The sequence below is a fragment of the Caballeronia sp. LZ043 genome (genome assembly GCF_031451075.1).
Classification (GTDB): domain Bacteria; phylum Pseudomonadota; class Gammaproteobacteria; order Burkholderiales; family Burkholderiaceae; genus Caballeronia.
The window spans coordinates 1,327,225-1,351,208 of record NZ_JARUXT010000003.1 but is presented as its reverse complement, the minus strand read 5'-3'; the positions used below and the strand labels follow the sequence as shown (position 1 = coordinate 1,351,208).

Here is a 23,984-nt window from a genome sequence, read left to right as displayed (position 1 = left end):
TTCAACTGCTTTTCCTGCGCCGCAAGATATCCGCATACACCGCGAGAATGATGATGAGTCCCGTCACGACGATCTGCCATTCCTGCGCGACGGACATGATGCGCAATCCATTGGTGAGAACGCTCATGATGAACGCACCGATGATGGTCCCGAGAATCGTCCCCGATCCCCCGGAAAGCGAGGTCCCTCCGATCACAACCGCCGCAATGGCATCGAGTTCATAACCTTGCCCCAACGCCGGCTGCGCTGAATTCAGCCGCGACGCAATCAGCAGCCCGGCGATGCCGCATATCGCACCGCCCAGCCCATAGATAGCGATCTTCCAGCGATCCACATTCACCCCGGACAGCCGCACGGCTTCCTCATTACTGCCGAGCGCGAACGTATAGCGTCCGAGCGCGGTGCGATTCAACGTGATCGAACTGACGATGGCAAGAAAGAACAGGATCAACACCGCATTGGGAATCGGTACGCTCGGCAGAAAGTAACCGATCAGCGAATCCTGCGAGATCATGTAGAAGTTCTCGGTGTCGGTGAAGTAGATCGGCTTGTCCGACGACACCACCAGCGAGAGCCCCTTCAACAGCATCATCATGCCGAGCGTCGCGATGAACGGCGGAATCTTCATCTTCGCGGTCAGCGTGCCGGACACGGTGCCGCAGATCGCGCCCGTGATGATGGCGGCAATCACGCCGATGGTCATCGGCATGTGCCAGTAAGTGAGGAACACGCCGCAGATCACCGCGGTGAAGGTCATCAGCGTGCCCACGGACAGATCGATGCCGCCCGTGATGATGACAAACGTGGCCGCAATCGCCAGCACACCATTCACCGCCGTGGCCTGGAGAATGCCGAGGATGTTGTCCATCTGCATGAAGGCGGGCGATGCGAAGCTGAAAAACACCAGCAGCAGGATCAGGCTGGCGAACGCCAGCAGCTTCTGCAGCGCCGTCGGCGTGAAGACCCGTGCACGCAGGCCGCTTGCGCGTCCCTCGCTGGCGAGCGCGGCGGTTTCCGTGGGTTGTGTCATGTGATCGACCTTTGCGGCTCAAGCCGCTTGCAAAGATTCACGCCGCGTCGCGAGCTCCATGATCCGCTCTTGCGTCGCGTCGCCCGAAGACAGTTCGCCGGTGATGCGCCCCTCGCACATCACGACGATGCGGTCGCTCATGCGCAATATTTCCGGCAGTTCCGACGAGATCATCACGATCGCCTTGCCCTGTTGCGCCAGCGACCGCAGCAGCTTGTAGATTTCGCTCTTCGCACCGACGTCGATACCGCGTGTCGGCTCGTCGAAGAACAGCACATCGCAATCGCGTTCCAGCCACTTCGCGATGACGATCTTCTGCTGGTTGCCGCCCGAAAGCAGCCGCACCGGTTGCGTGGGCGAGGGCGTGCGGATCGCGAGCAGGCGAATGAAATGTGCGGCGGTCTTGCGGATCTTCGAGCGCCGCAGGAACACACGGCCGCTTAAAAACTTGCCGAGATTGGACATGACGATGTTCGATTCCACGTCCATGCCCGTCGCGAGGCCAAAGCGCTTGCGGTCTTCCGAAAGATAGCCGATGCCGCGCCGCACTGCATCGCTCGGCTTCTTGATGCTCGCCGGCACGCCCTTCACGACAATCTCGCCGGACTGCACCGGATCCGCGCCGAACACCGCCCGCGCCACCTCGGTGCGGCCCGCGCCCATCAGGCCCGCGAAGCCGAGTATCTCGCCGCGCCGCAGCGTGAAGCTCACGTCGCGCACCAGCGGCCCCGCGTTCAGATGCTTCACTTCCAGCGCAATCTCGCCCTGATCCGAGCCGCCGAGGAACGAGGTCAAATCCGTGAGGGTCCGTCCGACCATCATGCCGATGATCGTGTCCACACTCGTCTCAGCCGTGTGAACCGTCGCAACATATTCGCCGTCGCGCATCACGGTGACACGGTCGGAGATCTGCTTGAGCTCGTCCATCTTGTGCGAGATATAGACGATGCCCACGCCATGCGCCTTCAGTTCACGAATGATGCGGAACAGTTCGGCGATTTCGGCATCGTTGAGCGCGGAGGTCGGCTCGTCCATGATGAGCACGCGCGAATCGAACGACAACGCCTTCGCAATCTCCACCATCTGCTGACTCGCGACGGTCAGCGTGCCCACGATGGTGCGCGGATCGAGCTTCACATGCATGCGCGCGAGGATCTCGCGCGCGGCGGCGTTGAGCTTGTCTTCGTCGAGCAGCAAGCCCAGACACTTGCGCGGCTCACGCCCGATGAAGATGTTCTGCGCGACGCTCAGGTGGTTCATCAGTTGCAGTTCCTGATGAATGATGCCGATGCCCAGCGCCTGCGCCTCGCGTGGACTCGTGAACTCCACGGGCTGGCCGTCGAGCAGCATGTCGCCCGAATCGCGCGTGTAGACGCCAGCGAGAATCTTCATGAGCGTCGACTTGCCTGCGCCGTTCTCGCCCATCAACGCATGGACTTCGCCTGGCTTGAGATCGAACTGGATCTCATGCAGCGCGCGCACGCCGGGAAAGCGCTTGCAGAGCTTGCTGACCGATATGAGCGGGGGTGTCATGGAGTGGCTTCGAGTCCTGTTCCGGTTTGGCATCGTCGATGATGGCGCTCACGCAGGCTCACGGCGCGAACAGGTCCGGCCGTTCCGCCGCCGAGCGCCGCAGCTCGGCCACCACCTGATCCAGATGGTCATGCATGGCCCGTCCCGCGGCTTCGGCCTTGCCGCTGCGAATGGCTTCGAAGATGCGTTCGTGTTCGGCGAACGTATGCGCGACACGCTCCGGACTCGCCAGCAACTGCCGCGCGCGATCCAGCGCACTGCGCGACACCGCGACAATCTCCTTCACGCGCGGCAGCTTGATGGCGTCGAGCAGGATCTCGTGGAAAGCGAGATCCAGTTCATGAAACTCAAGACGCTGGCCGTTGCCGATCGTGCTGCGCTGCTGATCGAGATTGAGCGCGAGGGCATCGAGCACTGCGCTGTCACGAAGCTTCGCAACGCCGCGCACGGTCTCGACTTCGAGCGCGCTGCGAATGAACAGATGCTGACGGATATCTTCCAGCGCGATGGGCTTCACACGCGTGCCGCGCTGCGGCAGGACTTCGACGAGCCCCGCATGTTCGAGGCGCGCCAGCGCGGCGGATACCGGAAAGCGCGACACGCCCATGCGGTCGCAGACCGCGAGCTTGTCGATCATGAGCCCGGGCTCCAGCGCCAGCGTCACGATGGCTTCGCGCAATGCGGCCTCGACGGCGTCGGTGAGGCTGCCCCGGTCGCCGCTCTTGATCTTGTGCAACGCATCGTAGGGATTGCTGATGACGCTCGCGGTATCGGAGGAAGTACTCACGGCATGCTTGCTTTGCGATGAAGATGCTAGCATGCTAGGAAGCCGGAGCAGCCTTGTCAACGCGTGCCGAATGCGTATAAACCCGCTAAGGCATGCTCGAAGTCATGGCGTATCTCTCAGTTTGGGAAAGCATGTGTTTTAGCGCACGGCGCATGGTGTTTTCCCGCAGATGCAATCCGGTTCTTCCGCTTCGTCTTCGTTCAGGTCTTCGCTCAGGAGCGCATTCAGATGACTACGATCACCGGCCTGTCCGTGCAGGACATCCGTTTCCCCACGTCGCGTTCACTCGATGGCTCCGACGCCATGAACGCTGCGCCGGACTACTCCGCCACCTACGTCACGCTCGCCACCGATGCACCGCAAGGCCTGACCGGTCACGGTCTCACGTTCACCATCGGACGCGGCAACGAGATCTGCGTGGCGGCGGTGCAGGCGCTTGCACCGTTGATCGTCGGCAAGACGCTGGAGGAGATCACGTCGGACATGGGTGCGTTCTGGCGCGAGTTCACATCGGACAGTCAGTTGCGCTGGATCGGTCCGGACAAGGGCGCGATCCATCTCGCCACCGCAGCCGTCGTGAACGCCGCATGGGATCTGTGGGCGAAGGCGGAAGGCAAGCCGGTGTGGAAGCTGCTGGTGGACATGACGCCGGAACAGCTCGTGCGCTGCCTCGACTTCCGCTACGTGACGGACGCCATCACGCCTTACGAAGCCATTGCGCTGCTGCGCCGCCATGAAAAGACGCGCGGCCAGCGCGAGAAGGAAATGCTCGAACAGGGCTATCCCGCGTACACCACATCGGCGGGCTGGCTCGGCTATGACGACGACAAGATTCGCCGCCTCGCGCGCGAAGGCGTCGCGCAGGGCTGGACGCATTTCAAGCAGAAGGTCGGCGGCAATCTGGAAGAAGACGTGCGGCGTGCGCGCATCCTGCGTGAAGAGATCGGTCCCGGTTCGAAGCTGATGATGGACGCGAACCAGGTCTGGGAAGTCGATGAGGCGGTAGCGAACATGCGCCGTCTCGCGGAGTTCGACCCGTGGTGGATCGAAGAGCCGACGAGTCCCGACGACGTCCTCGGCCACGCATCGATACGTCGCCGGCTGGGTTCGATCGGCGTGGCGACGGGCGAGCATTGCCAGAACCGCGTGATGTTCAAGCAGTTGCTGCAGGCGCAGGCCATCGACTTCTGTCAGGTGGACAGCTGCCGTCTCGGCGGACTGAACGAAGTGCTTGTCGTGCTGCTGATGGCGGCGAAGTTCGGCGTGCCCGTCTGCCCGCATGCGGGCGGCGTGGGCCTGTGCGAATACGTGCAGCACATCTCGCTGTTCGACTACATCTGCGTGTCGGGATCGCTGGAGAACCGGGTGCTCGAATATGTCGATCATCTGCACGAGCACTTCCTCGATCCCGTCGTGATCCGCAACGGCCGCTACATGCCGCCGCAGCGTGCGGGCTACAGCATCGAGATGAAGGCGGAGTCGCTCGCGCGTCATCATTATCCGGACGGCGCCGCATGGCAAAGCTGATGCCGAAGATTAACGGCAAGCGGCTCATCCAAGACCTCGAACGCTTGCGCAGCTTCGGCGCGACGGGAACCGGCGTCGTGCGGCTGGCGCTCTCGCCAGTCGACATGGACGCGCGGGGCTGGCTGGCGCAGCGCATGGAGGAAGCGGGGCTGTCCGCGACCATCGACGGCGTCGGCAACGTCTTCGGCCAATCGCGCCATCCGGGTCCGGCGCTGTTGATCGGTTCGCACACGGACACGCAGCCCACCGGCGGCTGGCTCGACGGCGCGCTCGGCGTGATCTACGGCCTGGAGATCGCGCGGGCGCTGGCTGAGTGCGAAAGCACGCGTCATCTCGCGCTGGATGTCGCGTCGTGGATGGATGAGGAAGGCAGCTTCTCGGGCTTTCTGGGCAGCCGCAGTTTCGTGGGCGCATCCGTGGACGATGCACTCGACCACGCGCGCAATCGCGACGGCCTGCTGCTGCGCGATGCCATCGCTCAGGCGGGACTCGCAGGCCGGCCGCGCGTACAGCTCGACAAGACGCGACACAGAGCCTATCTCGAGCCGCATATCGAGCAGGGCGGACGGCTGGAGGCACATGGCAAGTCGATTGGCGTGGTGACAACCATCGTCGGCATTCGCGAGCTCAGGCTGCGCTTCACCGGACAGCGCAATCACGCGGGCACCACGCCAATGTCAATCCGCCGCGATGCGGGCGCTGCGCTGGTGGCGTTCATCGGGCGCATGGACGAAGAGTTCCGTCAGCTCGCCGATGCCGATACCGTGTGGACCGTCGGCCGCATCGATCTCGATCCGGGATCGTTCAGCATCGTGCCGGGCAGCGCTGACCTGTCTCTGCAATTCCGGGACGCGAGCCTGGCTCGTCTGCACGCGATGAAAGCTGCGCTGGCCTCGCTGGTACGCGACTTCAACGCGAAGGAAAAAGTAAAAGTCGAGTTTCTCGATACCGAACCGCCCGAAGATCCCGTGACGATGGACGCAGCACTGCAAGCGCAACTCGCCGAGGCTGCCGAAGCGCTCGCGCCGGGGCGCTGGGAAGCCATGCCAAGCGGCGCATCGCACGATGCGCAGGTGCTCGCGCCGCATCTCCCAGCGTGCATGATGTTCGTGCCGAGCATCGGCGGCGTCAGTCACGATTTCATCGAAGACACGTCCGAGGCGGATCTCGTGCTGGGCTGCGAAGTGGCCGCTCGTGCGGCGGCGGACATCCTGCGCGGCATGGCGCGCTGACCTTCTGCGTCGCCCATTGACATGGGCGACGCACGGCACTATCAGTTCAACATCACTTCAAGCACACAGGCGCGCACGACCGTGACAGACCATCGGGCCTCCGCCACTCACGCAAGGAGTCGCCATGAGAGCAAGGAACGTACGGACGTGCTGCGCGATCGTGCTGGCCATGATCGCGCTCGATGTCATCGCGCAAAGCAAGCCGATTGCCTATCCCGCCAAAGGGCAGAGCGCGCAGCAACAGCAGAGTGACGACGGCGCCTGCTATAGCTGGGCGAAGAGCAACACGGGCGTGGATCCCGCCAATCCCGCCACGACTGGCGCGCAAAGCTCGCAGAGCGCGCAAGCCGGGCATGGCGGCCAGCGTCTGGGCGGTGCGGCGCGCGGGGCGGCGGGCGGCGCGGCCATTGGCGCCATCGCGGGCGATGCGGGCAAGGGCGCCGCCGCCGGCGCAGTCGCGGGCACGATGGCGGGCGGCGCGCGTGCGCGGCAGGCGAAGCGCGCGGAGCAGGCGAACGCCCAGTCGCAAAGCCAGGGCGCGATGTCGACGTACTATCGCGCGTGGTCGGCGTGCATGCAGGGACGCGGCTACACCATTCAGTGACCGCTGCGGATGGCCGTCGCAATGTCGCGACTCACGCGGGCGAGCGCACGGTCATGCGCGGCGATCAGCGCGTCGGTGTCGCCGCCATTCACCGGTTCGCGCACGAAGGACCGGCCACTGGCGTCGGTGACAGCGCCGCTGTCGTTGTCCCGCCGCACGGACCAGCGCGCGTCGATCACGACTGCCTCGCCAGGCACGGACTCGAACTGCTGGATATCGACGCGCACGCGCCACGCCCGCGCATCGGCCGGGGCGCGCGACGCCACCGCGACACGGTCCGAGCCTAGCATCAGGCCGAGATTGCCGGCAATGGCATCCGCGATGCCGCTCTTCAGCGGTTCGCCCCAGCGCGCATATTCGTTGATCGAGATTTCGTTGTTCGTGCTGCGCGTGACGATCTGCGGCCGGTCGACGAGTTCCGGCACCGTCACCGGCCCGACAATCACCGCCTGCTGGATCGCACTTGCGCCTGCGGTGTCCGAAGCCGCATCCGGACTCAATCGATAGAAGCTTGCGCGTGGCGAAGCACAGCCCGCGCAGATCGTCGCGACGACCAGCAGCACGATCACACGCGGCGTCATGGTTTCTCCTCCGGCTTGCCGCGCAGCAGCGCTTCAGGATGCTGCTGAAGATAATCGGCGAGATTGCGGAACGATGCCGCCGTGCGTGTCAGTTCGCGGACCGCTTCCGCCGTGTCCTGCTGCAAGCCGGAATCCGGGCTGAGCGTCGCGTGCGCGGCATCGAGCGCGCTGCGGGCGGCATTGAGCGTCGCGGCGGCTTGTGGCAGCACATCGGTATTGAGGCCCTGCATCAGCAGGCTCGTCGCGTTGAGTGTCTTCTGTGCGCTCGCGGTCAGTTGCTCGATCGGCAGCTTGTCGATGCGCGTCATGATGCGGTTGATCGAGTCCTGCAATGAATCGAGGCCGCTCGGCGTCGTCGGCAGTTCCGGCGGCGTGCGGCTCCAGTCGACGCTCGCCTGTTTCGCGGCGGGGAAGAAGTCCATCGCTACATACAACTGCCCCGTCAGCAGACTGCCCGTGCGCAACTGCCCGCGCAGCCCGCGTTCGACGAGAAAGTCCGCGAGCGCCTTCGGGTCGCTGACCATGCGGCCGCTTTTCGGGGGCGCATTCGCGAAGCGCGACGTGAAGCGTTCCGGATACAGCTTCACTTCGACCGGTATGCTGATCTGCTTCGTCGCCGGGTCGAAGCGCGTATAGATGGCCGACACCTCGCCGATCTGAATGCCGCGAAACTCCACGGGCGCGCCCACGGCCAGCCCGCGCACCGAGCCCTGGAAGTTGAACACATACGTTTCGACGATGCGTTCCTGCACGCGCAGCGCATCGGCGCGCGTGCCGAAGAGATTGAAGACGGTATCGGCGGGCGCTTCGGCCCAGCTGAGCGAGACCGCTGGCGTTTCGAACGCGAGGCCGCCAATCAGGATCGACACGAGCGACTGCGTGTTGACCTTGAGGCCGTCGGTGCCGAGCGTGACGTCGATGCCGCCCGCCTGCCAGAAGCGCGAATCGGCGTTCACATAGCGGTCGTAGGGCGCGTTGACGAACACATGCAGCGTGACGCCGCTGCCGTCGCGGTCGAGTTCGAACGACGTCACCTGTCCCACTTGCAGACGACGGAAGAACACCGGCGTGCCGACATCCACGGATCCGAGATCGCTGGCCTTCAGGACGAACTGACGGCCCGGTACGTCGCTCGCGAACACGGGCGGCGTTTCCAGTCCGACATAATCGCGCCGGTCGCGCTTGGTCCTGCCAATATCCATGCCGATATACGCGCCCGACAGCAAGGTGCCGATGCCCGACACCGAGCCGCCCGCCACGCGCGGCCGCACGACCCAGAAGCGCGTGTCGTCGACGAGCATGTTGGCGGCGTCGCGCGTGAGATCGGCCGTTGCGACCACGTGCGTGTAATCCTTCGAGAGCGTGACGGACTTCACCTGGCCGATGTCCACGTCCTTGAACTTGATCTTGGTCTTGCCTGCCTCGAGTCCTTCGCCGCTCTTGAAGGTGATGGTGACGGTCGGACCTTTCTCGAGCACGGCCTGCGCCGCCAGCCACGCGCCGATCAACAGCGCGACCGCCGGCACCACCCACACCCATGGAATGCGCCAGCGCTTCCTTGGCACGACTTCGGCGTCGGGCATGTCGTTCGGCGTGTTCATCGCGATGCCTCCGGGTGCGCGTCCGGCGGCGGGTCCCAGATCAGGCGCGGATCGAACGACATGGCGGCGAACATCGTCAGCACGACCACGGCGCCGAACGCAATCGCGGCGGGCCCTGCCGCAATGGTGGCGAGCGCGCTGAACTGCACGAGCGCGACCAGCACGGCGATCACATAGATATCGAGCATTGACCAGCGCCCGACGAACTCGACGATCCGGTAGATGCGCGCCCGCAGCGGGCTGCGCTGCGTCGAACGCAGATTGACGCTGGCGGCGAGATAGCCGATGGCGAGGATCTTGAGCATCGGCACCGCGACGCTCGCGATGAACACGACGATGGCAAGCGGCCACGAGCCCGAGTGCCACAGATACGCGACGCCGCTCATGATCGTGTCTTTTTCCGCGCCGAACAGCGAGCTGGTGTTCATCACCGGCAGCAGGTTCGCGGGGATGTAGAGCAGGGCCGCCGCGCTCAGGAACGCCCAGGTGCGCGACAGGCTGCCGGGCTTGCGCAGATGCAGATGCGCGCCGCAGCGCGGGCAAACGAGCCTTTCGTGCCTGCGCGTACCAGCGGTAGAGAGGCCGCAATCGTGACAGACGCAGATGCCGCTCGCCGCCGCGATGGGTCCACGCAGCGGCGTGCCGGCGGGCAGACCGGGCGGCGCGCCGTCGATGCGCATCCACATGGCGCGTTCGTCACAGGCCGAGGCCGCCGCGACCAGCAAGGCCATCAGCGCCGCCAGCGACCACAGCGCGGGCCCCGTCACCACCGACGCGATATGGGCGAGCTTCACCAGCGCGACCAGCAGGCCGAGCATCAGCACTTCGGTCATGCCCCATTCGCGCGCGACGCGCAGCAGGCGGAACACCGTATCCGCGTGCCATGGCACGCGCCCGAGAAACAGCGGCAACACCAGCCACACCATGCCGATGGCCTGCAACGCGGGCATCAGGATCGTCGTGAAGAAGATCAGCGCGGCGAGCGGCCACATGCCGTCGCGATAGAGCACGCGCACGGCGCCGATGAGCGTCGTCTCCACGAGATCGCCGTTCACCGACAGGCCCACGATCGGACATGCGTTCGAGATGAGCCACAGCACGCAGGCCGCGAGTGCGAAGGCGAGAGCGCGCTCGAAGCCCGGCGCGCGCCTGCGGTACAGCACGGCGCGGCAGCGGCAGCAGCGCAGCGTGCCGCCCGGCGGCACCGCGTGTTCATGCTGGAGCAGATCGCACTCGGGGCAGGCGATCAGCGCGCGGCCGGGAGCGGGCGTGTTCATTGCACCGTCTGCGGAGTGGATGACGCGGACGGCGCGGCGCCTTGCTGCGTCGTGAGCTTGTCGGCGGCGACGACCCAGCCGCCGCCCATCACCTTGTACAGCGTGACGAATGAGACGAGCGCGGCCGCCTGCGTCTGCGTCAGCGAGAGCTGGGCGTTGAAGAGGCTGCGTTCGGCATCGAGCACTTCGATATAGCTCGTGTAGCCGCCTTCATAGCGCGCCCGCGCCAGACGCGAATAGGTGGACAGCGCCGTGACCTGACGGCCCTGTATCTCAAGCTGCTCGTGCAGCTTGGTCGAGGCGATGAGCGCGTCGTCGACTTCCTGGAACGCAACCTGGATCGCCTTCTGATAGGTCAGCAGCGCGGCGCGTTGCTGCGCTTCGGCCGATTGCACCTGTCCCGAGATGTTGCCCGCCGTGAAGATGGGCTGCGTGATCTGCCCCGCGAACGACCAGACCCGCGACGGCCCCGTGAACAGCGACGAGAACTGCCCGCTCGCCGTGCCGAGCAGGCCGGTCAGCGAGATCTGCGGAAAGTAGAGCGCGCGCGCCGCGCCGATCAGCGCATTGGCCGCGATCAGATCCTGTTCGGCCTGAAGCAGATCGGGCCGGCGCTCCAGCAGGTCGGACGGCAGGCCGGCCGGAATCACCGGCGTCTGCATCTCGCCGAGCGTGCGGCCGCGCAGGATCGGGCCGGGATTGTCGCCGAGCAGAACGGACAACGCGTCCTCCTGCTGCGCGATGGAGGTTTCGATCTGCGGAATCGTCGCGAGCGAGGCTTCGTATTCGGACTGGCTTTGCGCGAGTTCCATCTGCGAGACTTCGCCGCCCTCGAAGCGCAGCGTGAAGACATGCACGGATTCGGCGCGACTGTCGGTCGTGGCTTTGGCGATCTCAAGCTGCTTGTCGAGGCTGCGCAGGTTCAGATACGACGAAGCCACCGACGCCACCAGCGAGAGGATCGTTGCCCGCCGCCCTTCGACGCTCGACAGCAGGTTCGCGCGCGCCGACTCGGTCAGCCGCCGGTTGCGCCCGAACACGTCGAGTTCCCAGGCGGCGGACACCGACACCTCGTAGCTGTTGTAGACCGGCCCGAAGCCGGCCAGAGGCTGCGGACCCGCCTGCGAAGCGCGCTGGCGCGCCGCCGTCGCGCCCGCCGAGACCTGCGGGAACAATGCCGCGCGCGTGGTCACGAACTGGCCCATGAACTGATCGATGCGCGCCGCCGCGATCTTCACGTCCTTGTTGTTCGCCAGCGCGGTGTCGATCAGTTCATCGAGCACGGGATCCTCGAACTGCTTCCACCATTCGGTGTTGGCGGTGTCGGCGGCTTCGCCCGAGGAGAAGCGCCAGTTGGCGGGCGTTTCCACCGGCTGACGCGAATAGTCCGGCCCGAGCAGACAGCCGCCGAGCAGCAGCGTCACGACGAGAACCGACAGGGCGATGGGAAACCGGCGCATGTCAGTCTCCCTGTTCCTTGGGCGGCACACTGTCCTTCTTCTTTTTCTTCTCCGAGCGTTCCGACAGCGTTTCGAGCACGAAGAAGAACATCGGGATGAAGAACACGGCGATCACCGTGGCGCCGAGCATGCCGCCAATCACGCCCGTGCCGATGGAATGCCGGCTGTTCGCCGACGCGCCGGTCGCGATGGCGAGCGGCACGCAGCCGAGAATGAACGCGAGCGACGTCATCACGATCGGGCGCAGGCGTTCTTCGGCGGCGACCATGGTGGCGTCGAACACCGACTTGCCCGCCTCGCGGTTCAGCACGGCGAACTCGAAGATGAGAATGGCGTTCTTCGCCGCGAGCGCAACCAGCATCGTCAGGCCGATCTGGAAGTACACGTCGTTGTTGAGGCCGCGCAGCAGGATCGCGAGCAGCGCGCCGAAGATCGCGAACGGCACCGCCATCAGCACGCCGATCGGCAGACTCCACTTCTCGTATTGCGCCGCGAGGATCAGGAAGACCATCACGAGACCGAACACGAACACCAGCGCCGAACTGCTGCCCGACTGCTTCGCTTCATACGCCTCGCCGCTCCATGCGATGCCGTAATCCGTGGGCAGCGTCGCCGCGACCGCTTCGAGCGCCTGGATCACCTGACCCGATGCATAACCCGGCGCGGCGTTCGCCGTGATCTTCACCGCCGGGAAGTTGTTGAAGCGCGTGATGAGATCGGGGCCGGTGACATAGCGCGTGTTGACCACGGCCTTGAGCGGCACCATGTTGCCGTTCTTGCTCTTCACGAAGATCTGCGTGAGATCGTCGGGCTTGATGCGATACGACGGCTCCGCCTGCAGGATCACCTGCCACAGCCGGCTGGAACGGTTGAACTGCGACACATAGAGCGAGCCGAACATGGTCTGCATCGCGCTGTAGACGTCCTCCACCGGCACGCCGAGCGTCTCGGCCTTGTCGCGGTCCACGTCCGCGAGCAACTGCTGCGACGATGCGTTGAACGTGGACGTCACGCCCGTCAGTTCCGGCCGCTGCTTCGCCCGCTCGACGAAGTCCTGCACCAGCGCCGCGAATTGCGCGATGGGCGCATCGCCCTTGCTCTGGATCCACATTTCGGTGCCGCCGGTCGTGCCGAGACCAGGTATCGACGGCGGATTCAGCGGCACGACGATCCCCTCGCGAATCTGCGAGAGATGCTTGTAAGCGTCGATCAGCACGGCGCGTGCATTCTCGGTGCGGATATTGGCCGATGTATAGCGATCGTCGAAGCTCTTGAGGCCGACGAAGAAGGTCGACGAATTATTCTTGTTCTGGCTGTCGAGAATGCTGAAGCCATCGACCGTTGTAATGCTGCCCACCGCCGGCTGCTTCATGAAGTAGTCGGTGACGCGCTCGGACACCGCGCCGGTGCGGTCGAGCGAGGCCGCGTCCGGCATGATGACCGCGCCCAGCAGATAACCCTGGTCCTCGGGCGGCAGGAAGGCGGTGGGAATGTCGCGCATCATCACGACGGCAAGCGCGATCACGCCCGCGAAGATGCACAGCCCGATCACGAAGCGCCGGATCACGAGCTGCACGGCGCGCGTATAGCCGTGCGTCATGCGTTCGAACTGACGGTCGAACCAGCGGAAGAAGCCTTTCTTCTCGTGATGCCCGGGCTTGAGCAGCAGCGCGGCGAGCGCCGGCGACAAGGTCAGCGCCACGAGCCCCGAGATCACCACCGAGATCGCGATGGTGATGGCGAACTGCTTGTACATCTGCCCGGTGATGCCGGCGAGGAAAGCCACCGGCACGAACACCGCGCACAGCACGAGCACGATGGCGACCACCGGTCCCGCCACTTCGTCCATGGCCTTCTTGGCGGCGGTCTTCGGATCGAGCTTGAACACCGTCATGTTGCGCTCGACGTTCTCGATCACGACGATCGCGTCGTCCACCACGATGCCGATGGCGAGCACCATGCCGAACAAGGTGAGCATGTTGATCGAGAAGCCCAGCGCCGCCATGCCCATGAAGGTGCCGACAATCGACACCGGTACCGCCAGCACCGGAATGAGCGTCGCGCGCAGGCTTTGCAGGAACACGAACACGACGATCACCACCAGCACGACCGCCTCGAAGAAGGTATGCACCACGTCGGTGATGGACGCGCGCGTGAACTCCGTGGTGTCCATCGCGATCTGGTAGTCGATGCCTTCCGGGAAGGTCTTCTTCATCTCGGCGAGCTGCGCGCGCACCAGCTTCGACACGTCGAGCGCGTTGGCGCCCGGCTGCTGGTACACGGCGAGCACCGTCGCCGGCTTGCCCTGGAAGCGGCTGCGGATGGAGTAGTCCTTCTGCCCGAGTTCGGCGCGGCCCACGTCGCGCAGCCGCACGATGGCCGCGCCGCCCGACTGCGCACGGATGATGATGTTCTCGAACTCGGAAGGCTCGGTGAGGCGTCCGGAGGTCGTCACGGCGAACGACTGTTCGACGGGCGCGCCGGTCGGCGACTGTCCCAGCCGGCCGACCGCGAACTGCTGGTTCTGGTTCGAGACGGCGCGCTGCACGTCGGCGGCCGTGATGCCGAGCTGCGCCATGCGGTCGGGCTTGAGCCAGATGCGCATCGCGTAGTCGGGGGTGCCGAAGATGCTCGACTGGTTCGCGCCGGGAATGCGCTTGAGCGCGTCGAGCACATAGACGTTCGCGTAGTTCGCAATGTAGGTGGCGTCGTAGCGTTCGTCGGGCGAATAGATCGCGATCACCATCATGAACGCCTGCGACTTCTTCTGCACCTGCACGCCCTGCGAGGTTACCGACTGCGGCAGTTGCGGCAGCGCAAGGTTCACGCGGTTCTGCACGTCCACCTGCGCGAGTTCCGGATTCGTCCCGATCTGGAAGTACGCGTTGATCGTCAGGTTGCCCGTGGATGAGCTCGACGAGCTCATGTAGATCATGTTGTCCGCGCCGTTGACCTGCTGCTCGATCGGCGCGGCCACGTTGTTCGCGACCACGTCGGCGCTCGCGCCCGGATAGGTCGCGGAGATGGTGATCTGCGGCGGCGTGATGTCGGGATACTGCGCGGTCGGCAACGCCAGCATGGACAGCGCGCCGCCCAGTGTGATGACGATCGAGATGACCGAGGCGAAGATCGGGCGGTCGATGCAGTAATGGGAAATGTTCATTGGCCTCTTCCGCGCGACGAGCTTTCAATCAAATCACTGGCCGGCCTCGCTGGCTGCGGTGGTCGTTGCGCCGGCGGCGGACGCGCCCGCAGCGGCTGCAGCGCCGGTCACGTGCAGTTGCGAATCGGCGGACACGCGGATCGCGCCATCCACGATCACGCGCTCGCCCGCGCGCAGGCCGCTCGTGATGAACCAGTCGTCGCCATGCCATTCGCCCACTTCCACCACGCGCTGACGCGGCTTCGACTGCTCGTCGAGCACCCAGACGAAATGACTCTTCGCGCCCTGCAGCACGGCGCGCTGCGGCAGCAGGATGGCATTCGGCCGCACGGCGCCCGCCACGCGCGCCTTGACGAACTGGCCGGGTCGCAGAATGCCTTTCGGATTGGCGAACACCGCGCGAACCAGGAAGGTGCCGGTGTCGGTGCTGAAGGCCGGATTCGTGAAGTCGATGCGGCCCGTCTGCGGGTACACGGAGCCATCTGCCTGGATGATCGTCACGTCGAACTTGTTCTCGGGCGGAAAGCGCAGCAGGCCCTTCTGGATCTGCTCGCGATACGTCAGCAACTCGTTCTCCGAGATGCTGAAGTTCACCCACATCGGATCCAGCTGATAGACGTAGGTGAGCAGGCCGGATTGCGTCGGCGTCACGTAGCTCCCTTCCTGCACGCGCGCGAAGCTGGAGAGGCCCTTGAGCGGCGAGCGGATGGTCGTGTAGCTCAGGTTGAGCTCGGCGCTCTGCACTTCGCCTTTCGCCGAGATGACGGCGGCCTCGGCCTGCTTTTCGTTGCCGAGGGCGTCGTCGAGATCCTTCTTGCTCAGTGCGTTCATCGCGGCGAGCGGCTTCACGCGCGCCAGGTTCTGCTGCGTCACGTAGAGCCGCGCCTGCTGCTGCGCGAGCGCGCCCTTGGCGGTTTGCAGCGCGGCCTCGAATGGCCGCTTGTCCATCACGAACATGATCTGGTTGGCGGCGACGAGCGCGCCTTCGGTGTACAGGCGCTTCTCGAGAAAGCCGTCCACGCGCGCGCGGATCTCGACCTCGCGCGAACTCTGCGTCTGCGCGGTGAACTCGAACTCGACAGGCGTGGACTGGGCGGCGACCGTGACGACGGTCACATCGACCGGAGGCTTCTGTGCTTCGGGAGGCGGCTTCCTGCAGGCGGCCAGCGCCAGCAGGACGAACGCGGCAAGCGACGCCATCCGCACGGCTTGCCCGGTGCCCGACCGTGGGGCGAACCGGCAGCAGTCCAGTATCCATTCCGACACGAACGCCATAGGCGCCTCCCCTTCTGGGACGGCCGACAGTTGAGCGGCGCGGCGCAATCCGACACATGCGCCACGGCGGCCCGCTTCAGGCGGAGGCGAGCGCATTCGCGGTCATGCGCGCGTGCATGACCGTGTCGCCTTGCGATGAGAACGCGCTGGACAGGCCAGCATGCAACGTCAGCGCGCGCGAGCCTGATGGAAGTGATGGGTCGTGGCTGCCTCCGGTCTTGTCGGTCGAATGCCTGTAAGAGAGCGGCGCATGATGCGTCATGCCTCGAATGCCCGCGCCATTCAATCAACGGACGCGGTGTGCGTGACCCAATTACTAATAGTCGAAGACGGCTGAAAACGCCATAGCGTTCGCATGAATTTGCAGGCTTTGGCGCGCTCAGTCCGCGCGCTTCCATGCCCTGAAGACGTCGAGCAGCGTGCGCACCTGCCGTCCGGGCGGGTCGTTGCGACGCCAGACCGCGCCGACATCCATGGTCGGCACGGGCACGCTCAGGTCGCGCTTGCTGATGCGGTTGCCTTCCAGCGACCACGGCCGGTAGACGAGATCCGACAGGATCGTCACGCCCTCGCCGAACGCGACGAGGCTGCGCACCGCTTCGATCGACTTGCTCTGCATGCGCACGCGCGGCTCCACGCCGAACTTGCCCCAGTAGCGTGCAACCGTCTGGATGTGCTCGTCCATGTCGAGCAGCAGGTAGTTCTCGCGCGCGACGTCGTCGAGCGTGACGCGCTGTGCGTCGAGCAACGGATGATCCGGCGGCGTCCACAGGCGGCGCGGCGAGCGCACGATGGTCTCGCCCTTGAGATCGTCGTGCAGCGCGGTGTTGGAGACGAGCAGCAACGCCATGTCGAGATCGCCGGCGAGCAACTGCTGCTCGACGACTTCCCGCTCGCGCTCGATTACCTCCACCTGAAGATTGCGGAACCGGCGCGTGAGCGTGGCCATCATCGACGGCAACAGGTAGGCGGAAATGGTCTCGGTCACGCCGATCCGCACCATCCCCGATATCTGCCCCGGTTCCTCCTGCGCGGCGAGCACCGCGTGGTCCACCGATTGCCGGGCCTGCTGCACATGGCGCAGGAAGCGCACGCCCGCTTCGGTCAGCCGCACGCCCTTGGCGTGGCGCGCAAGCAGCGCCACGCCCACGGTGTCCTCCAGGTTCTGCAACGCGATCGTCATGGACGACTGCGACACGCTGCACAGATTCGCGGAACGCGAGATCTGCCCGGTGTCGGCCACGGACACGAAATATTCGATCTGGCGCAGGGTGACTTGACGAGGCATAGGGGCGATCCGGGTTTTAAAAGCGAGCAATATCTAAAAATTCTATATCGCTGAATCGGAAATATGAATTCTTCATTGCATTTTGATTTCATAGCATCGCGACTATGAAATCCGGAGACGAGATGGAAGTTCAGGAACAAAAGGGCTATTGCACGCTGTGCCGCTCGCGTTGCGGCACGGTCAACGTCGTGCGCGGCGGCATGCTCGCGGAAGTGCGCCCCGACCGCGATCACCCGACCGGCCACGCCATGTGCCTGAAGGGCAAGTCCGCGCCTGAACTCGTCCACAGCCCGCACCGCGTCCTGCATCCGATGCGCCGCACCGCGCCGAAGGGCGCCGCCGATCCGGGCTGGGTGCGCATCAGCTGGGACGAGGCGCTCGACGAGATCGCCACGAAACTCGACGCGCTGCGCCGCGAGCACGGCGCGGAAACCGTGGCGTTCGGCGTGACGACGCCGAGCGGCACGCCGATGAGCGACAGCATCGACTGGGTGGAGCGTTTCATCTGGTCGTACGGCAGCCCGAACATCTGCTACGCCACGGAGATCTGCAACTGGCACAAGGACGTGGCGCACATCTTCACGTTCGGCTGCGGAATGCCGACGGCGGATTACCGCAACTCGGAAGTCATCATGCTGTGGGGCACGAACCCGGCGAACACGTGGCTCGCGCAGGCGGACGCGATCGCGGCGGCGCGCCGCAACGGTGCGCGGCTGATCGTTGCCGATCCGCGTCCGACCGCGCTCGCCCGCGAAGCCGATGTCTGGCTGCGCGTGCGTCCCGGCACCGATGCGGCGCTGGCGCTGGGCATTGCGCGCGAGATGGTCGCGACGCAGGGCATCGACGAGCGTTTCGTGCGCGCGTGGACCAACGCGCCGCTGCTCGTGCGGCGCGATACCGGGCTGTTCCTGCGCGAACGCGATCTCGATCCGCACGCTCAGCAGAACCGCTATGTGATCTGGAACGGCACGCGCGGCCGTGCGGAGGCGCTGGGCGAAGAAGCCGCCACCTCGCCCGACGATTTCGCTCTGGCGGGACGGTATGTGGCGGCATCGGTCGAATGCGAACCGGCCTTTGCCTGCTATGTGCGCGCGCTCGATGCCTACACGCCGGAACATGTCGAAACGCTCACCGGCGTCGCGGTGGCGGACCTGAAGCGCGCCGCCGCACTGCTCGCGCCAGGCCGGCGGATTGCCTATCACGCGTGGTCGGGCGTCGGCCAGCAGGCCAACGCGACGCAGACCGAACGCGCCATCGCCACGCTCTACGCGCTCACCGGCGCCTTTGACAAGCGCGGCGCGAACCGCGAATTCGTCAAGCAGCCGGCCAATGCGGTGAGCACGTATGCGTTGCTGTCGCCGCAGCAGCGCGAGAAGGCGCTGGGCCTGGCCGAACGCCCGCTCGGACCGCCCGCGCAAGGCTGGGTCACGGCGCGCGACATGTATCGCGCGATGATCGAGGGCGAGCCGTACAAGGTGCGCGCGCTGTTCGCGTTTGGCACCAATCCGCTGGTGTCGCAGCCCGACACCGATCGGGCACACGCAGCACTGAGCGCGCTGGATTTCCATGTGCATTGCGATCTGTATGAAACGCCGTCGTCGCGCTACGCCGACATCTTCCTGCCGGTGAACACGCCGTGGGAACGCGAGGGCTTGCGCATCGGCTTCGAGATCGACGAGCGGGCGGTGGAACTCGTGCAATTGCGTCAGCGCATGGTGGCGCCGCGTGGCGAAAGCCGCGCCGATTACGACATCGTGTTCGAGCTTGCCAAGCGGCTCGGTATGCAGGACGCGTTCTTTGGCGGCAGCATCGAGGCGGGCTGGAATCACATGCTCGCGCCGCTCGGGCTCGACGTCGACACGCTGCGGGCGCATCCCGAAGGCATCCGCCCGCCGCTCGAACAGCGCGAGCAGCAGTACGCGAAGACCACCCCCGACGGCGTGCGCGGCTTCCGTACGGAAACGCTGAAGGTCGAGCTGTATTCGGAAAAGCTGCTGCGCCATGGCTATCCGCCCGTGCCGGTGCATGAGCCGCAGGCCGCTCCGGCTTGCGATGCCGCGTATCCGTACGTGCTGACCTCGACCAAGAACGGCTACTACTGTCACAGCCAGCATCGCGGCGTGACGCGCCTGCGCAAGCGCGCGCCGTATCCGGTGGTCGAGATGAGCCGCGCGCTGGCGCTGAAGAAGGGCGTCGAGTCGAACGACTGGGTCATCCTGCGCACGGCGCAGGGCAAGGCGCGCTTCGTCGCGCGTGTGGAGGAAGCGCTCGCGGACGACGTGCTGATCGCCGAATACGGCTGGTGGCAGGCCTGCGACGAACTCGGCATGCCGGGCTTTCCGGCGCTCGGCGAGATCAACAGCAACTTCAGCACTCTGGTGTCGTCGGCGCGGCACGATCCGCTGAGCGGCTCCATGCCGATGCGCGCGCTCGCCTGCGACATCGAACCCGATCCGTCATTCGACCGCACGCGGCGCGCGTGGCAAGGCTGGCGCGAATTCGTCGTGACGAATCTGCACGACGAAGCCGAAGGCGTGCGCACGGTCACGTTTACGTCGAAGGACGAAAGCACGCTGCCGGACTACCAGCCGGGCCAGCACGTGACGGTACACGTGCCGACGCTCGGCGCACGCGGCACGACGCGCGCCTATTCGCTCGTCGGCGCCGCCAGCGAACCGGCGCGGCGCACCTACACCATCTCGGTGCGGCAGCAGCCGCAAGGCGCGATGTCGGGGCACATTCACGAGGCGCTGGAGATCGGGCATCGCGTCGATCTGCGCGCGCCCGGCGGCACTTTCGTGCTGCCGCTGCGCTCGCGTCAGCCGGTGGTGATGTTCGCGGGCGGCATCGGCATTACGCCGTTCATCTCGTATCTCGAATCGCTGGCGGCGATCGAACCCGTCAGCCGGCGGCCCGAGGTGTGGCTCTTCTATGCGAACCGCCACGGCGCGGCGCATGCGTTCCGCGAGCGCATCGATGCGTTGCGCGCGGCGTGGCCCGGCCTGCATGTGTTCGACTGCTATGCGCATCCGCGCGAGGGCGTGGACATGGCGGGCCGCGACTACGACCGCGCGGGTTATCTCGACGCGTCAGCCGTGAGCGACGACCTGATCCGCCGCCGCGCGCGCTTCTACTTCTGCGGTCCGGAACCGATGATGACCGCGCTGACCGACGGCCTGATCGCGCGCGGCGTGCCCGCGTTCGACATCTTCAAGGAAGCGTTCCGCTCGCCGTCCGCGCCGCGCGTCGACGCGGCGCAGCGCTTCACTGTCGAATTCACGCGCTCGCGCAAGGTCGCGCAATGGACGCCGGTGGACGGCAGCCTGCTGTCCTTCGCCGAGGGACTGGGCGTCGCGATGCCGAGCGGCTGCCGCGTCGGCCAGTGCGAAAGCTGCGCGGTGCGGATCGCGCGCGGTTCGACCGATCACCTGTCGGGCCATGCGCCCGACGAACCCGACATGTGCTTCGCGTGCCAGGCGATTCCGCTGTCGGACCTCGTCGTCGATGCATGACGGCGTCATCAACTGATTTTGCTTAAACACGCCAACGCGCGCACAGGGGAGAGGGAAAAATGGAACAGGTCACACGGACAAAAGCGCTACGGCCCGAAGGGGGGCCGGGCAACCTGATGGAACGCATGGCGGCCAACGTCACGCGCTGGGCCGAAGCATGGTTCCCGGATGCCTATATCTTCGCCGCCGTCGCGGTGATCGTCGTCGCGATCGGCGCGCTCGCCGTCGGCGCGCCGGCGCAACGCGTGGGCATTGCGTTCGGTGACGGCTTCTGGAGCCTGATTCCGTTCACGATGCAAATGGCCATCGTTGCGATTTCCGGCTATGTGGTCGCGGTGTCGCCGCCGGCCTCGAAGATGATCGCGGCGCTCGCGCGCCTGCCGAAGACGGCGCGCGGCGCGGTGATGTTCGTCGCGTTCATCAGCATCGCGACCTCGCTGTTCAACTGGGCCATCAGCCTCGTGTTCAGCGGCCTGCTGGTGCGCGCGCTCGCGCGCCGCACCGACATGCGCATGGACTACCGCGCGGCGGGCGCGGCGGCGTATCTGGGCATGGGCGCGACCTGGGCGCTCGGCCTGAGTTCGGCGGCGGCGCAGTTGCAGGCCAATCCGGACAGTCTGCCGAAGACACTCCTCGCGATCACTGGCGTGATCCCGTTCTCGGAAACCATCTTCCTGCCGCAATCGATGCTGATGGTCGCGGTGCTGATGATCGCCTCGCTGCTGATCGCGGGCTTCTCGGCGCCGGTCGGCGAGCGTGCGCGCACGGCGGCGGACCTGGGCGTCTCGCTCGACGACATCGATCTCAAGATGGAGAAGCCCACGCGTCCCGGTGAGTGGCTCGAATACAGCCCTGTCGTGACCGTGCTGCTGGTGGCGCTCGGGCTCGTGTGGATCGGGCATGAGTTCACGACCAGGAACCCGCTGCTGGCGATCTCGAACCTCAACACGTACAACTTCGTGTTCATCCTGCTGGGCATGCTGCTCAACTGGCGTCCGCGCCGCTTCCTGAACGCGGTGGCGAAGTCGGTGCCCTCGACGGCCGGCGTGCTGATCCAGTTTCCTCTGTATGGCGGCATCGCGTTCATCCTGACCAAGGCGGCCGCGCCGGGCGGCTTGCCGCTCTCGGAGCATCTCGCGCATTTCTTCGTCGCGATTTCGTCGCAGGCGTCGTTCCCCGCCGTGATGGGCGTGTACTCGGCGGTGCTGGGCTTCTTCGTGCCGTCGGGCGGCGGCAAGTGGATCATCGAGGCGCCGTATGTGATCGAGGCCGCCAAGGCGCTGCAGGTGCATCTGGGCTGGTCGGTCACGGTCTATAACGCGGCCGAGGCGCTGCCGAATCTGATCAATCCGTTCTGGATGCTGCCGCTGCTCGGCGTGCTCGGACTGCGCGCGAAGGACGTGGTGGGCTTCACGTTCACGCAGCTGGTGATCCATACGCCGCTGGTGGTGTTCATGCTGTGGGTGCTCGCGCCGACGCTGACCTATCACGCGCCGGTCATGCCCTGAGTCTTTGAGGCTCTGTCCAGTTGAAACGACAAGCGAGTGATGTCATGAAAATGTTCGATGCCGCCACGACGGGCGGCGCACTGGAGTTCCCCGCGCTGATCGCGGCCTTGCGGGCGATGTTCGTCGAAGGCTGCACGGTGCCGCTGCGGCATAACCACCGAATCGAAACGGAGAGCGATGCGGGTACGGTGCTCATCATGCCCGCGTGGCAGGAAGGGCGTTATCTCGGCATCAAGACCGTGAACGTGTATCCCGGCAATGCGGCGCTTGGATTGCCGGGCCTGCATTCGACCTATGTGCTGTACGACGCGCGCACCGGCGCACCGCTCGCGCAAATGGACGGCAACGAGATCACGTCGCGCCGTACGGCTGCCGCTTCGGCGCTGGGCGCGAGCTTCCTGGCGCGCAAGAATGCGACGCGGATGACGCTGCTCGGCGCGGGACGTGTCGGCAGTCTGGTGCCGGAGGCTTACCGCTGCGTGCTGCCGATCAGCGAAGTCGATGTATGGGATGCGAATCCGGCGGCATCGGAGCGTCTGGTGGCGCGGCTTTCCGAACTGGGCTTCGGCGCGCGCGTGGTGCAGGACCTGCCCGCGAGCGTGGCATGCGCCGATGTCGTGACTTGCGCGACGCTTGCGACGCAGCCGGTCGTGCAAGGCGAATGGCTTGCGCCGGGTTCGCATCTGGATCTGATCGGCAGCTTCACGCCGGCCATGCGCGAAGCCGATGACGTGTGCTTCGCCGGCGCGCGCGTGTTCGTCGATACGGCTGAGGCGTTCCAGAAGTCCGGCGATCTGCTCGGGCCGCTCGAACGGGGTGTCGTCAGCGGCCCGGAACACTGGCCGACGCTCGAACGCCTGTGCCGCGGCGAAGCGCCGGGCCGCACCGGCGACACGCAGCGCACGCTGTTCAAGGCGGTGGGCACCGCGCTCGAAGATCTGGCGGCTGCTGCGCTGGTGTATGAGCGGTGCGCAGAACCGCTGGCCGCCTGATACGCATTCTTCACGGCGCGGGCTACGGTCCGCGTCGTGCTCCCTCCTTCATGGCATGACGAAGCGCAACGCTTCGCGTAAACCCCGGCCGAATATTCCGCATGCCGTAAGAAACGGGTAAGCGGATCCTTTTACCTTAGTCTCCAGCGCAACTCACGCAGCACTCGCCTGAAAAGCATGCGCGTGCGCGGCCCTTGCCCTCCCTGAACGAGGGCTTTCCCGTTGCAACAGCCTCGATCGCATCGCCGCCCGTCCGCGCGCCGCGCAGGACGCAGGCGTTCGTGCGCGCGAACAGGAGACACAGATGGATTTGAAGGTTGTCGAGAGAATCAAAGCGAGCGCTGCATACGGCGAACTGGTGCGCAAGCGCTCGAGGCTCGGCTGGACGCTGACGGCGTTCGTGCTGATCGTGTACTACGGCTACGTGCTGCTGATCGCGTTCAACAAGGAGCTGCTGTCCGCGAAGTTGGGCGCGGGCGTGATGACCTGGGGCATGCCGATCGGCCTGTTCGTGATCGTCTTCACGGTCGTCATCACGGGCCTGTATGTGCGCCACGCCAACCGCACCTACGACGAACTCACCGACCAGATCAAGCGGGAGGCTGCATGACACC

General features: G+C 65.6%; 17 protein-coding genes. 7 read left to right on the top strand and 10 right to left on the bottom strand.

The window, feature by feature from the left end:
• Nucleotide 1: 1 nt before the first annotated feature.
• From QCE64_RS26225 to QCE64_RS26215, 3 genes are read right to left on the bottom strand one after another with little or no spacing between them, the layout of a single operon-like run.
• Nucleotides 2–1,030 carry an ABC transporter permease gene (locus QCE64_RS26225; RefSeq protein ID WP_310007033.1) on the bottom strand — a complete coding sequence of 343 codons (1,029 nt, stop codon included), beginning with the start codon at nt 1,028–1,030 and terminating at the stop codon, nt 2–4.
• 18 nt (nt 1,031–1,048) lie between these two features.
• Nucleotides 1,049–2,563, bottom strand: coding sequence for a sugar ABC transporter ATP-binding protein (locus QCE64_RS26220; protein WP_309924805.1), 1,515 nt, complete (start codon nt 2,561–2,563; stop codon nt 1,049–1,051).
• A gap of 58 nt (nt 2,564–2,621) precedes the next feature.
• Nucleotides 2,622–3,383: a GntR family transcriptional regulator gene (locus QCE64_RS26215; protein ID WP_310007031.1), complete on the bottom strand. Its 762-nt coding sequence runs from the start codon at nt 3,381–3,383 to the stop codon at nt 2,622–2,624.
• 195 nt (nt 3,384–3,578) lie between these two features.
• On the opposite strand from QCE64_RS26215, the gene QCE64_RS26210 reads away from it, so the two are divergent.
• The 3 genes from QCE64_RS26210 (at nt 3,579) to QCE64_RS26200 (ending at nt 6,713) form a co-directional block, all read left to right on the top strand.
• Nucleotides 3,579–4,877, top strand: coding sequence for an L-fuconate dehydratase (locus QCE64_RS26210; RefSeq protein ID WP_310007029.1), 1,299 nt, complete (start codon nt 3,579–3,581; stop codon nt 4,875–4,877).
• On the top strand, nt 4,877–6,109 hold the full coding sequence (locus tag QCE64_RS26205; protein ID WP_310007027.1) for a Zn-dependent hydrolase: 1,233 nt from the start codon (nt 4,877–4,879) through the stop codon (nt 6,107–6,109). Before QCE64_RS26210 ends, QCE64_RS26205 begins: the two co-directional genes overlap by 1 nt.
• Before the next feature lie 124 nt (nt 6,110–6,233).
• Nucleotides 6,234–6,713 carry a hypothetical protein gene (locus QCE64_RS26200; protein ID WP_309817462.1) on the top strand — a complete coding sequence of 160 codons (480 nt, stop codon included), beginning with the start codon at nt 6,234–6,236 and terminating at the stop codon, nt 6,711–6,713.
• On the opposite strand, the gene QCE64_RS26195 is transcribed toward QCE64_RS26200, so the two are convergent.
• From QCE64_RS26195 to QCE64_RS26165, 7 genes are all read right to left on the bottom strand, one after another.
• Entirely contained in the window at nt 6,707–7,294 is a 588-nt protein-coding gene (locus tag QCE64_RS26195) for a PqiC family protein (RefSeq protein ID WP_309924800.1), read from the bottom strand. The two genes, QCE64_RS26200 and QCE64_RS26195, sit on opposite strands and share 7 nt — an antisense overlap.
• Entirely contained in the window at nt 7,291–8,895 is a 1,605-nt protein-coding gene (locus QCE64_RS26190; protein ID WP_310007025.1) for an MlaD family protein, read from the bottom strand. Before QCE64_RS26190 ends, QCE64_RS26195 begins: the two co-directional genes overlap by 4 nt.
• Complete coding sequence (locus tag QCE64_RS26185; protein ID WP_310007024.1) at nt 8,892–10,172, bottom strand: paraquat-inducible protein A; 1,281 nt, start codon at nt 10,170–10,172, stop codon at nt 8,892–8,894. Before QCE64_RS26185 ends, QCE64_RS26190 begins: the two co-directional genes overlap by 4 nt.
• Nucleotides 10,169–11,632, bottom strand: coding sequence for an efflux transporter outer membrane subunit (locus QCE64_RS26180; protein ID WP_310007022.1), 1,464 nt, complete (start codon nt 11,630–11,632; stop codon nt 10,169–10,171). Before QCE64_RS26180 ends, QCE64_RS26185 begins: the two co-directional genes overlap by 4 nt.
• Before the next feature lies 1 nt (nt 11,633).
• Nucleotides 11,634–14,795: a multidrug efflux RND transporter permease subunit gene (locus QCE64_RS26175; RefSeq protein WP_309933848.1), complete on the bottom strand. Its 3,162-nt coding sequence runs from the start codon at nt 14,793–14,795 to the stop codon at nt 11,634–11,636.
• A gap of 33 nt (nt 14,796–14,828) precedes the next feature.
• Nucleotides 14,829–16,070, bottom strand: a complete 1,242-nt coding sequence (locus QCE64_RS26170; RefSeq protein WP_310007020.1) for an efflux RND transporter periplasmic adaptor subunit — start codon at nt 16,068–16,070, stop codon at nt 14,829–14,831.
• 379 nt (nt 16,071–16,449) lie between these two features.
• Nucleotides 16,450–17,358 (bottom strand): LysR family transcriptional regulator, encoded by a 909-nt coding sequence (locus QCE64_RS26165; protein WP_310007018.1) that lies wholly within the window; start codon nt 17,356–17,358, stop codon nt 16,450–16,452.
• A gap of 122 nt (nt 17,359–17,480) precedes the next feature.
• Between QCE64_RS26165 and QCE64_RS26160 the strand changes: the two genes are divergently transcribed.
• From QCE64_RS26160 to QCE64_RS26145, 4 genes are all read left to right on the top strand, one after another.
• The gene (locus tag QCE64_RS26160; protein ID WP_310007016.1) at nt 17,481–20,870 is read left to right on the top strand and encodes a molybdopterin-dependent oxidoreductase; all 3,390 of its coding nucleotides are present in this window, start codon (nt 17,481–17,483) and stop codon (nt 20,868–20,870) included.
• Between the two features lie 59 nt (nt 20,871–20,929).
• Nucleotides 20,930–22,378: a TIGR00366 family protein gene (locus QCE64_RS26155; protein WP_309924778.1), complete on the top strand. Its 1,449-nt coding sequence runs from the start codon at nt 20,930–20,932 to the stop codon at nt 22,376–22,378.
• A gap of 44 nt (nt 22,379–22,422) precedes the next feature.
• A complete protein-coding gene (locus QCE64_RS26150; RefSeq protein ID WP_310007013.1) occupies nt 22,423–23,370 on the top strand; it encodes an ornithine cyclodeaminase family protein in 948 nt (315 codons plus the stop codon).
• Nucleotides 23,371–23,674: 304 nt separating this feature from the next.
• Complete coding sequence (locus QCE64_RS26145) at nt 23,675–23,980, top strand: DUF485 domain-containing protein (protein WP_309924770.1); 306 nt, start codon at nt 23,675–23,677, stop codon at nt 23,978–23,980.
• Nucleotides 23,981–23,984: the final 4 nt, after the last annotated feature.